At 67.6% G+C, this 10607-nt stretch carries 10 protein-coding genes and 1 pseudogene; 8 read left to right on the top strand and 3 right to left on the bottom strand.

Translation table 11 applies throughout. The features are described from left to right. The 3 genes and pseudogenes from MVA01S_RS26045 to MVA01S_RS26035 form a co-directional block, all read right to left on the bottom strand. A pseudogene (locus MVA01S_RS26045) lies at positions 1-210 on the bottom strand (HNH endonuclease signature motif containing protein); the annotation flags it as partial. A gap of 79 nt (positions 211-289) precedes the next feature. Then, positions 290-1165, bottom strand: a complete 876-nt coding sequence (locus MVA01S_RS26040) for a CPBP family intramembrane glutamic endopeptidase (protein WP_237024223.1) — start codon at positions 1163-1165, stop codon at positions 290-292. A 37-nt stretch (positions 1166-1202) separates the two neighbouring features. Next, entirely contained in the window at positions 1203-3482 is a 2280-nt protein-coding gene (locus MVA01S_RS26035; protein WP_003930300.1) for an ATP-dependent DNA ligase, read from the bottom strand. Positions 3483-3523: 41 nt separating this feature from the next. Here MVA01S_RS26035 and MVA01S_RS26030 point away from each other — a divergent pair, with 41 nt between their 5' ends. From MVA01S_RS26030 to MVA01S_RS25995, 8 genes are all read left to right on the top strand, one after another. Beyond that, positions 3524-4456, top strand: coding sequence for a carbohydrate kinase family protein (locus tag MVA01S_RS26030; RefSeq protein WP_003930299.1), 933 nt, complete (start codon positions 3524-3526; stop codon positions 4454-4456). After that, complete coding sequence (gene ku / locus MVA01S_RS26025; RefSeq protein ID WP_003930298.1) at positions 4456-5457, top strand: non-homologous end joining protein Ku; 1002 nt, start codon at positions 4456-4458, stop codon at positions 5455-5457. Before MVA01S_RS26030 ends, ku begins: the two co-directional genes overlap by 1 nt. A gap of 312 nt (positions 5458-5769) precedes the next feature. After that, entirely contained in the window at positions 5770-6561 is a 792-nt protein-coding gene (locus MVA01S_RS26020) for an SDR family oxidoreductase (protein ID WP_003930297.1), read from the top strand. A gap of 10 nt (positions 6562-6571) precedes the next feature. After that, positions 6572-7648, top strand: coding sequence for an NAD(P)H-dependent amine dehydrogenase family protein (locus MVA01S_RS26015; protein ID WP_003930296.1), 1077 nt, complete (start codon positions 6572-6574; stop codon positions 7646-7648). 22 nt (positions 7649-7670) lie between these two features. Continuing rightward, positions 7671-7919 (top strand): hypothetical protein, encoded by a 249-nt coding sequence (locus tag MVA01S_RS26010; RefSeq protein WP_003930295.1) that lies wholly within the window; start codon positions 7671-7673, stop codon positions 7917-7919. Between the two features lie 6 nt (positions 7920-7925). After that, positions 7926-8165 (top strand): hypothetical protein, encoded by a 240-nt coding sequence (locus MVA01S_RS26005; RefSeq protein WP_003930294.1) that lies wholly within the window; start codon positions 7926-7928, stop codon positions 8163-8165. 77 nt (positions 8166-8242) lie between these two features. Next, complete coding sequence (locus MVA01S_RS26000; protein WP_040541103.1) at positions 8243-9469, top strand: Nramp family divalent metal transporter; 1227 nt, start codon at positions 8243-8245, stop codon at positions 9467-9469. Continuing rightward, complete coding sequence (locus MVA01S_RS25995; protein WP_003930292.1) at positions 9470-10537, top strand: poly-gamma-glutamate hydrolase family protein; 1068 nt, start codon at positions 9470-9472, stop codon at positions 10535-10537. Positions 10538-10607 lie beyond the last annotated feature (70 nt).

Below are 10607 nucleotides of genomic sequence, written 5' to 3'. Positions count from 1 at the left end.
TTGGGGGGTGGCCTCGGCCTGCAACCGCGCCAGCAGCCGGTGACCCACCGCCGGCAATTGGCACGACAACGTTTCCAGTTCATCCAGGGCCGCAACAAGATCGGGGCGGGTCAGCAGGTCGACCTCACAGGCGGCCACCTCGTCGAAGGCAGCCCGCAACGCGGTCACTGTGTCCTGCAGGTCCCCGCTCGCCATACTTCGAACATACATTCGACCACCGACAAAAACGATGACGCGCCTTGCGAATCGGCGGATCGGCAACCGCTCTCTCGAGCGTGTGCCGGCGCGGCTAGAACAGTGCGAGCGGGTTGGCGTTCATCAGCCCGTGGACGAGCAGCAGCGGCCACATCGCCCGATGTCGCTGCCACAAGAGACCGAGAAATAGTCCGGTGACTCCTTGATTGGCAACGACATTCGCGAGGTCCACGACCCAATCGCCGGTCCCTTGGATGGCGATGTGCCAGGAGGCCCAGGTCAATGAGCTGACAATGATGGCGGGCCACACTCCGCCGAGAACGCGCTCCCACCGAGTCTGTAGCCACCGCCGGTAGAAGAGCTCCTCTACTACGGCGTTGAGCAGGAACCCGATAAGCACCATCGCGATTACGGTCAGCGTGTCAGCTTCGAAACCGGTCCGCGGATGTGTGAGCGAGAGGGCGAGGTACGTGACTGCCCAGCCCAGGGCCGGTACCAGCGGCCACCAGCCGGCAGGTGCATCTCGTCTGGCGGCCGCCCTGCGCCGGCGGAACACAGCGAACATCAGCAGCGGACCGAGCAGGAGCAACCCCAACTTGAGCGCAATGTAATTCGGCTCTTCCGGTCCGAGCAGCGTCAGCGCGACCGTGAACGTCAGCGCCAGAGCGAGCAGGATGAAGGCTTCCAGCGCAACCCAAGCCGCCGGTCCGGCACGATCGCGAATCGGCACAGTGGTGGGCGTGACCAGCATCAGCCCAGTACCGACGGCCGCGGCCAGCCACGGTTGCCACATCGGGATCGTGTCCGCGGTGTCAGCGGAGAACCGGATCTGCCCCTCGCCGACCACGGCCACGACGAGCGCGGCGACGACGAAGATGCTGACGCCCGCTGCGACCACGGCGAGACCGCTTCTGGTTCGAGTCTGACCATTCCCACTGGGCACGACAGCAACATTGGACGGGTCGGACACGAAATCGAATCTACCGGCGCCGCACCTGACGTCGCCTCTACCGCGGAGATTCCCACCCGACCTCGTCGGGGGTCTTGTCGTCGCGCAGCCCACGCCAACTCGCCTGCCGCAGCCGGTTGTCCGATGTGCGCTCGCTGTAGCGGACTTCCCCGACCAGTTCGGGGCGCACGAACGTGACCCCTTTGGCGTCCTGAGTCGGAAGCCTTGCCGCGAAGGGTGATTCGTCGGCCTGCAGGGGTGTCAGCGTCTTCTTCAACGCGGCCAGTTCCTTCTCGGTGAACCCGGTGCCGACCCGGCCGACGAACTGCAGGCCGTCGTCGTCGGGGATCCCGAGCATCAGCGCGCCGATGCCGCTGGTGCGTCCGCCCTCCCCCTGTCGCCAGCCGCCGATCACGACTTCCTGGGTGTTCCAGATCTTGTCCTTGATCCACGCCGACGAACGCCGCCCGGGTTGGTAGGCCGAGTCCCTCTTCTTCGCGATGACGCCCTCCCACCGCTTCTTTCGCGCCGCCTCGAGTGCTTCGGGTCCGGTGTCGGCGTTGATCGCCGCGGGCACGATCAGTCCGCCGCCCTCGGCCAGCGCCTCCAGCAGCCGCCGACGGTCGGAGTACTTGGCCTTCAACAGTGAGCGGCCGTCGAGGAAGAGGATGTCGAACGCCCAGAACTCCACCCGGGTCGAACGCGCCCGGTTCTGCATCTGACCGAAGTCGGGTACGCCGGACTCGTCGAGCGCCACCGCCTCGCCGTCCAGGATCACGTGATGGTCGGCGAGATCGGCTGCCAGCGCCTGCAGCTGCGGGTACTCGCCGGTGACGTCGCGTCCACGCCGCGACCGCAGCGTGAGCTTGCCCCGGTCCGCGTCGACGAGCAAGCGGTAGCCGTCCCACTTTCCCTCGAAGGCCCACTGTCCCTTGGTCATCCGCTCGACCGACCCCTCGGTGGCCAGCATCGGCGCCAGATCCGCCGGGGTCGGCTTGTTCTGGTCTTTCATCCGGTGGGCCAGCCAGTTCTTGCCGTCGGTCTGGATCAGCGCGTAGCGGCCCTCGATCTTCTCGCCGTGTAGCGTGACGATCACCTCGCCGCCCTTGGCCGGGCCGTCGGGCGCGTGGTCCCTGAACTTCTCGGTCTCGTAGGTGCCGGTGTCCCAGACATAGACCTCGCCACCGCCGTACTCCCCCTTGGGGATCTCGCCGGCGAAGGTCAGGTACTCCATCGGATGGTCCTCGGTGTGCACGGCGAGGTGATTCTGCGACGGCGATTCGGGCAGGTTCTTCGGCACCGCCCAGCTGACCAGCACCCCGTCGCGTTCGAGACGGAAGTCGTAGTGCAGCCGGCGCGCGTGGTGTTCCTGGATGACGAACTTGTCGTTGTTGCCGGTCCTGGGCGCGTCGGCGGGGACCGGCTCCGGGGTCTTGGCGGTGTCGCGCATGCTGCGGTAGCGGGTGAGCCGGTCGGGCACCGGGACGGGCGGGTCGAGGTCGGCGAGCAGATCACCGTCCCGGTCGAGCCGGTCGAGCACCTCGTCGAACGTGAGGTGCTTGAGGTCGGGATCTTCGATCTCCTCCCAGGTCCGCGGCGCCGCGACGGTCGGGTGTTCGCGGCCCCGAAGCGAGTACGGCGCGATGGTGGTCTTGTTGCCGTTGTTCTGGCTCCAGTCCACGAACACCTTGCCGGCCCTCAGACTTTTCGTCATCGTCGCGGTGACCTGCTTGGGCATCGTCTGCTCAAGCTGCTGGGCGACACGCTTGGCCAGCACCGATGCGCCCCGCGAGCTGATCGGCTCGTCCAGCGGGACATACAGGTGCACACCCTTGCTGCCGCTGGTCAACGGGAAGGTCCGCAGCCCGATGTCGGTGATCAGATCCCGAACCTCGTGTGCGACCTCGCACAGCTGACGGAACGTCACCCCTTCGCCGGGGTCGAGGTCGAACACGATGCGGGTGGCCGGACCGACCTTCCCCTCGTCCGTGAACCGCCACTGCGGGACGTGCACTTCCAGCGCTGCCTGCTGCGCGATCCAGGCCAGCCCCTCGACGGTGTCGATCACGGGGTAGGTGGTGGTGCCGGACTTGTGCACGATGGTCGCGCGGTCCAGCCAGTCGGGCGCGGACGAGGCGAGCTGCTTCTCGAAGAACGCCTCCGCCTCGACGCCGTTGGGCCACCGCTTGCGTGTGACAGCCCGGCCGGCGATGTGCGGCAGCATCGCCGCCGCGACGTTGACGTAATAGTCGAAGACTTCACCTTTGGTCGTGCCGGTCGCCGGATACAGCACCTTGTCCGGGTTGGTCAGCTTCACCCGGTCATAGCGGTCCACCACCTCACGGTATTACCCACAATCAACGGGGTAGCGTCGACACGATGAGGGCACTGGTCATCGGTGAGGCGCTCATCGACATCGTGGAACGCGACGGTCAGCCTGTTCGCGAGCACGTCGGCGGCAGCCCGCTGAACGTCGCCGTCGGGCTGGCCCGGCTCGGACGCGACGTCGACTTCCTGACCCACATCGGCACCGACGAACGCGGCCGGCGTATCGCCGATTACGTCGAATCCTCGGGTGCGCAACTTGTTTCGGACAGCATGACGGCTTCGCGCACCGCGACCGCTCGGGCGCTGCTCGACGCGTCGGGTTCGGCGACGTACTCGTTCGACATCGACTGGCAGCTCAGCGGCACCCCCGAGGTGGCGCCGCCGCTGATCGTGCACACCGGGTCGATCGCCGCGGTGCTGGAACCGGGTTGCCTGGCCACCGAGGCGCTGGTGTCGGCCTATCACCTGTCGGCCACGGTCACGTTCGACCCGAACATCCGAACCGCGTTGATCGATGATCCGGACACGGCCCGCGCCCGTATCGACCACCTGCTCGAACGCGCCGATGTGGTCAAGGCCAGCAGCGAGGACCTGCACTGGCTCGATCCGACCCGCACGCCCGAACAGATCGCCGGCGAATGGCTGACGCTGGCACCGAAGATCGTGGTGGTGACGTTCGGCGGCGAGGGATCGCTCGCGATGTGTGCGAACGGAACCGTGCGGGTACCTGCCGGGCATGTCGACGTGGTGGACACCGTGGGTGCGGGCGACGCGTTCATGACCGGGCTGATCGACGCGCTGTGGTCCATGGACCTGCTCGGCGCGGACCGCCGCGGCGCGCTGGCGGACATCAGCACCGACGCGTTGACCGGTGCGGTGCGCGCGGCGACGGTGGTCTCGGCGCTGACGGTGGCCCGGCCCGGGGCTGATCTGCCCGATCGTGTCACCGTCGATCGGGCCGCGGTATCGGACATACTGGGCTGATGCGGTCCATCTGGAAGGGTTCTATCGCGTTCGGACTGGTCAACGTCCCGGTCAAGGTCTACAGCGCGACCGAGGACCACGACATCAAGTTCCACCAGGTGCACGAGAAGGACAACGGCCGGATCCGCTACAAGCGGGTGTGCGAGGTGTGCGGCGAGGTGGTCGAGTACCGCGACATCGCCAAGGCCTTCGAATCCGACGACGGACAGACGGTGATCATCACCGACGACGACATCTCCACACTGCCCGAGGAACGTAGCCGTGAGATCGAGGTGCTGGAGTTCGTGCCGGCCGCCGACCTCGATCCGCTGCTGTTCGACCGGTCCTACTTCCTGGAGCCAGAAGGCAAGTCGTCGAAGTCCTACGTCCTGCTCGCCAAGACGTTGATGGAGACCGACCGGGTCGCGATCGTGAACTTCGCGCTGCGGAACAAGACCCGACTGGCGGCGCTGCGGGTCAAGGATTTCAGCAAGCGCGACGTGATGGTGATCCACACGCTGCTGTGGCCCGACGAGATCCGGGATCCGGATTTCCCGGTGCTCGACAAGAAGGTTGAGGTCAAACCCGCCGAGCTGAAGATGGCCAGCCAGGTGGTCGATTCGATGACCGACGACTTCAACCCGGACCGCTATCACGACGAGTACCAGGAACACCTGCACGAGTTGATCCAGGCGAAACTCGAAGGCGGCGAGGCGTTCACCACCGAGGAGCAACCGCAGGAGCTCGACGAGACCGAGGACGTCTCCGACCTGCTGGCCAAGCTCGAAGCCAGTGTGAAGGCGCGCAAGCAGCAGGGTTCGTCGTCGAGCCGGTCCTCGAAGACGTCCGACGACGCCGACGACTCCGATGACGCCGACGACTCGGATAACTCCGGTGATGGTGACGACGACGGCGACAAGCCGGCCAAGAAGGCACCGGCGAAGAAGGCCGCGGCCAAGAAGGCACCCGCGAAGAAGGCGGCCAAGAAGTCTCCTGCCAAGAAGGCCGCGGCGAACAAGTAGATCTCAGGCGAACTCGGGCCGTTGAGGAATGGACGGCCGGCCCCACAAGCACGCCCAGTCCCAGCTATCCGCTCTTTGCGACCACTCACTCGCACTTCCGCTGAAAAATGCGGATTCCTGTTACTCATGAGGGGAGCAGGACACGCAGCACCCCGGGCAGGCGCCTCCTCCGAAGCCGGCGCCCCTCTCGACCGCCGGATCTCGCGGTTCGTACGAACGGGGCGCGACGCGATTAGAACGTGTTGCAGAAACTACCCACGCGGGCCTGAACTCCTTGCTAGCGTGACGCCCCGTGAGCACTGGAGGGCGCGCGTGATTCTGGACCGGTTCCGACTCGACGATCAGGTGGCGGTGGTGACCGGCGCAGGCCGCGGCCTCGGCGCGGCGATGGCTCAGGCCTTTGCCGAAGCGGGCGCTGACGTGCTGATTGCCGCGCGCACCCGATCCCAGCTCGAAGAGGTCGCCCAGCGCATCGAGGCCGCGGGCCGGCGCGCCCACATCGTCGTCGCCGACCTCGCCCACGCGGAGGACACCGCCGCGCTCGCCGCGCACGCCGTGGACGCTTTCGGCCGACTAGACATCGTCGTCAACAATGTCGGCGGCACCATGCCGAACGCGCTCCTCAACACCTCGGTCAAGGACCTGCGCGACGCGTTCGCGTTCAATGTCGCGACGGCACACGCACTGACCACCGCCGCGGTCCCGCTGATGCTCGAGCATTCCGGCGGCGGCAGCATCATCAACGTCACCTCGACCATGGGCCGGCTCGCCGGTCGCGGGTTCGCGGCCTACGGGACGGCCAAAGCCGCGCTGGCGCACTACACCCGGCTGTCGGCCCTCGACCTGGCACCGCGCATCCGGGTGAACGCGATCGCCCCCGGCTCGATCCTGACCTCGGCGTTGGAGATCGTCGCCGAGAACGAGGAACTGCGCGATCCGATGGAGAAAGCCACGCCACTGCGCCGACTCGGCGATCCGCTCGACATCGCCGCCGCCGCCGTCTACCTCTCGTCGCCGGCCGGCAGCTATCTCACCGGCAAGACACTGGAGGTCGATGGTGGGCTCACCTTCCCGAACCTCGACCTGCCCATCCCCGATCTGTGAGGAGCCCGTCATGGCCATCAGAGTCGCCGCCGTCGGCACCGGAAACGTCGGCAGGCACGCGCTGGCACAACTGATCTCCGACCCGCGCTTCGAGCTGACCGCGGTGTGGGTGTCCTCGCCGGCCAAGGCCGGCAGAGACGCCGCAGAGCTTGCGGGACTGCCGGATTCGACGGGAGTGGTCGCGACGACGGACCTCGACGCGGTGCTGGCGACGCAGCCGGAGTGCGTCGTCTACACCGCGCTGGCCGACAACCGGCTGCCTGACGCGCTCGAGGACTACCGGCGCATCCTGGCCGCGGGCGTCAACGTGGTCGGTAGCAGCGCGGTGTTCCTGCAGCACCCGTGGCAGGTGCTGCCCGACGAGCTGATCTCGCCGATCGAGGACGCCGCCAAGGCGGGGTCGTCGACGTTGTTCGTCAACGGCATCGACCCGGGTTTCGCCAACGACCTGCTTCCCATGGCTCTCGCAGGTACCTGCCAGCAGATTCACCAGATTCGCTGCATGGAGATCATCAACTACGACACCTACGACAGTGCCGCGGTGATGTTCGACGTGATGGGTTTCGGCGGCAGTTTGGACGACACGCCGATGTTGCTGCAGCCGGGTGTGCTCAGCCTTGCGTGGGGCTCGGTGGTGCGACAGTTGGCGGCTGGGTTGGACATCGAACTCGACGAGGTCACCGAGACGCACGTGCGTGTGCCGGCGCCGGAGTCGTTCGACATCGCGGCGGGCCGGATCGAGCAGGGCACCACCGCGGCGATCCGTTTCGAGGTGCGCGGCATGAAAGACGGAAACGTCGCTGTAGTGCTCGAACACGTCACCCGCCTGCGTGACGACCTGTGCCCGGACTGGCCGCAGCCGGCCCAGCACGGCGGTTCGTACCGGATCGAGATCACCGGCGAACCGTCCTACACACTCGACCTCTGCCTGAGCAGTCCTCACGGCGACCACAACCACGCCGGACTGGTCGCGACGGCGGCCCGTGTGGTCAATGCGATTCCGGCGGTGGTCGTAGCTGCGCCCGGAATCGTGACCGCCCGGGAGATGCCGCCCATAACAGGCAAAGGTCTGTACGCTGGAGCTTGACACTCGCTGGAAGGATCCTGAAATGAAGGCTCGCCTGACTACTCTCGCCACACTTCTCGTCGCTGGCGGAGCCTCCGTCGCGATCGCCGTGGCTCCCGCTGCGGGCGCCCAGCCGAGATGCTCGACCACCTCCGCCGGCGCCGGCGGAGAGACCCAGGTTTGTGAATCGCCCGGCAACGCTCAGATCAGTTCGACCCCCGGCATGTACGCCTTCCCGTGGTACGGCGGCGGCATGTTCCCGTGGGAGGGCTACGGCCCTTACATGTTCTGATCGGACATGAACCTTCTGGCACGAACGGCCGCAGTGCTTTTCGGGGGCTTCGGCGCGCTCGCCGTGCTCGTCGCCCCCACCGCTGCGGCCGCCCCCGACTGCACGGACGTCGGCAAGACGGTGACGTACTGCACGACCAACGGAAGCACCCAGATCACCAGCACCCCGCCGCCGTGGAACTACGGCGGCTGGATGGGCATCGGGGTGTGGCCGCTGGTCGGCGCATACGGTCTCGGCCCCTGGTGAGCTCGACCCGGTAACCGCCGGAGCCGGACCCTCCTTTCACCCGCCGCGATTGCTCCCTCGGTGCAAGAGTGGGGATCGTGGCGCGCGAAGTCCGGCCTCGGGCCAATTCGCGCTTAGCGCTGCTCGGGCCCGCATTCGTCGCCGCGATCGCCTACGTCGATCCCGGCAACGTGGCGGCGAACGTCAGTGCCGGCGCCCAGTTCGGTTTCCTGCTGCTGTGGGTGATCGTCGCCGCCAACCTGATGGCCTGTCTGGTGCAGTATCTTTCGGCCAAGCTCGGGCTGGTCACCGGCGCCTCGCTGCCTGAGGCCGTCGGCGCCCGGATGGGGCGGCCGGCGCGGCTGTCCTTCTGGGTTCAAGCCGAATTGGTCGCGATGGCAACAGATCTCGCGGAAGTGGTCGGTGGCGCCATTGCCCTGTATCTGTTGTTCGATCTACCGCTGCTCGTCGGCGGGGTGATCACCGGCGCGGTCTCGCTGGCGCTGTTGCTCGTCAAGGACCGCAGCGGGCAGCAGGTGTTCGAGCGGGTCATCACGGGTCTGCTGCTGGTCATCGCGATCGGATTTCTGACGAGTCTGTTCGCGTCCCCGCCGCCGGTCGGCGAGGCCGCCGCCGGTCTGGTTCCGCGTTTCGACGGTGCGGAGAGCATCCTGCTCGCCGCGGCGATGCTCGGCGCCACGGTGATGCCGCACGCGGTGTACCTGCATTCCGGACTGACCCGCGACCGGCACGGTCACCCCGAGCCCGGACCCGCCCGCAGGGCGCTGCTGCGCATCACCCGTTGGGATGTCGGGATTGCGATGCTCGTGGCGGGCGCGGTGAACCTGTCCATGTTGCTGGTCGCGGCCACCAACCTGCAGGGTGTGGCGGACACCGACTCGATCGAGGGCGCGCACGCCGCGGTGCAGGCCGCTCTGGGCCCGGGCGTCGCGCTGCTGTTCGCGATCGGCCTGCTGGCCTCCGGGCTGGCGTCCTCGTCCGTCGGGGCCTATGCCGGGGCGATGATCATGCAGGGTCTGATCCGCCGGTCGGTGCCGCTGCTGACGCGACGTCTGGTCACGCTGCTGCCCGCCCTGGTGGTGCTCGCGGTCGGCGTGGACCCGAGCCGTGCGCTGGTGTTGTCCCAGGTCGTGCTGTCGTTCGGCATCCCGTTCGCGCTGATCCCACTGATCCGCCTCACTGCCGACACCGGGCTGATGGGCGCCGACGTCAACCACCGGATCACCACGACGTCGGGCTGGATCGTCGCCGGCCTTATTACTCTGTTGAATGTGGTGTTGATCTATCTGACGCTGACCGGCTGAATGGGTGCCCGGCACTTCTACTTCGCGTACGGCTCGAATCTGTGCGTGCAGCAGATGGCGCGCCGCTGTCCCGACGCCACCGAACCGCGCCGGGCGATGCTGGCCGACCACGACTGGCTGATCAACGAGCGCGGGGTCGCCACGGTCGAACCGTTCGCCGGCGCCGAGGTGCACGGGGTGCTGTGGCGGCTCTCCGACCGCGACCTGGCCACCCTGGACAGCGCCGAGGGCGTGCCCGCCCGGTACCGGCGCGACGAACTCACGGTGATGACCGAGCGCGGGCCTTCGAAGGCGTGGGTCTACATCGATCATCGGGTCGAAGCAGGGCCGCCGCGTCCGGGGTATCTGGAACGCATTCTCGACGGCGCCCGCCACCACGGCCTGCCGCGCCGCTGGATCCAGTTCCTGGAGCGGTGGGATCCCAGCCGCTGGCCGCAGCGCTCAACACACGTCGATTCCGTTGCCCCGCAGAGCCTGTCCACGCTCCTCGCCGATCCCGCAGTCGTCGAAGACTCGGTGCTGCGCTCCCGGTTCGGGTTCCTGGCGATTCACGGCGGTGGGCTGGAGCAGATGACCGACGTCATCGCCGAGCGCGCCGCCGACGCCGCGGCCGCCTCGCTGTATGTGGTCCGCCATCCCGATCACTATCCGCACCACCTGCCGTCGGCGAAATACGATCCCGCGCAATCGGATCGGCTGGCAGAGTTCCTCGACCACGTCGAGGTGGTGGTGTCTCTGCACGGTTACGGCCGGCTGGGCCGCAGCAACCAGATCCTGGCGGGCGGGCGTCATCGCGACCTGGCCGAGCATGTCGCCGGCCACGCCGACATCCCGGGGTTCCGCATCGTCACCGACCTGGAGGCGATCCCGAAGGAACTGCGCGGCCTGCACCCCGACAATCCCGTCAACCGGGTGCGCGGCGGCGGTACCCAACTGGAGCTTTCGGCCCGGGTCCGCGGCACCAGTCCGCGCAGCGGGCTGCCCGGCGACGACGGGCTGTCTCCGGCCACCTCCGCACTGGTCCAGGGGCTGACGAGCGCCGCGCGCTCGTGGCGACTGCCGGGCTAGTGCGCCTCGCCGCTGCCGTCGCCGCGCTGCTGCTCGTGGCAACCGCCGCCCCGCCGGCCGGTGCGCAGCC

The sequence above is a fragment of the Mycolicibacterium vaccae NBRC 14118 = CIP 105934 genome (assembly GCF_001552715.1).
GTDB classification, from domain to species: domain Bacteria; phylum Actinomycetota; class Actinomycetes; order Mycobacteriales; family Mycobacteriaceae; genus Mycobacterium; species Mycobacterium vaccae.
The sequence above is the reverse complement of the archived record's forward strand: the minus strand, read 5'-3'. Positions and strand labels throughout refer to the sequence as shown.

What these genes read in the sequence shown, in the direction of transcription:
- MVA01S_RS26030 (WP_003930299.1), top strand. Translation starts at nt 3,524, where the DNA reads ATGAGGGCACTGGTCATCGGTGAGGCGCTCATCGACATCGTGGAACGC.
- MVA01S_RS26010 (WP_003930295.1), top strand. Translation starts at nt 7,671, where the DNA reads ATGAAGGCTCGCCTGACTACTCTCGCCACACTTCTCGTCGCTGGCGGA.
- ku (WP_003930298.1), top strand. Translation starts at nt 4,456, where the DNA reads ATGCGGTCCATCTGGAAGGGTTCTATCGCGTTCGGACTGGTCAACGTC.
- MVA01S_RS25995 (WP_003930292.1), top strand. Translation starts at nt 9,470, where the DNA reads ATGGGTGCCCGGCACTTCTACTTCGCGTACGGCTCGAATCTGTGCGTG.
- MVA01S_RS26005 (WP_003930294.1), top strand. Translation starts at nt 7,926, where the DNA reads ATGAACCTTCTGGCACGAACGGCCGCAGTGCTTTTCGGGGGCTTCGGC.
- MVA01S_RS26015 (WP_003930296.1), top strand. Translation starts at nt 6,572, where the DNA reads ATGGCCATCAGAGTCGCCGCCGTCGGCACCGGAAACGTCGGCAGGCAC.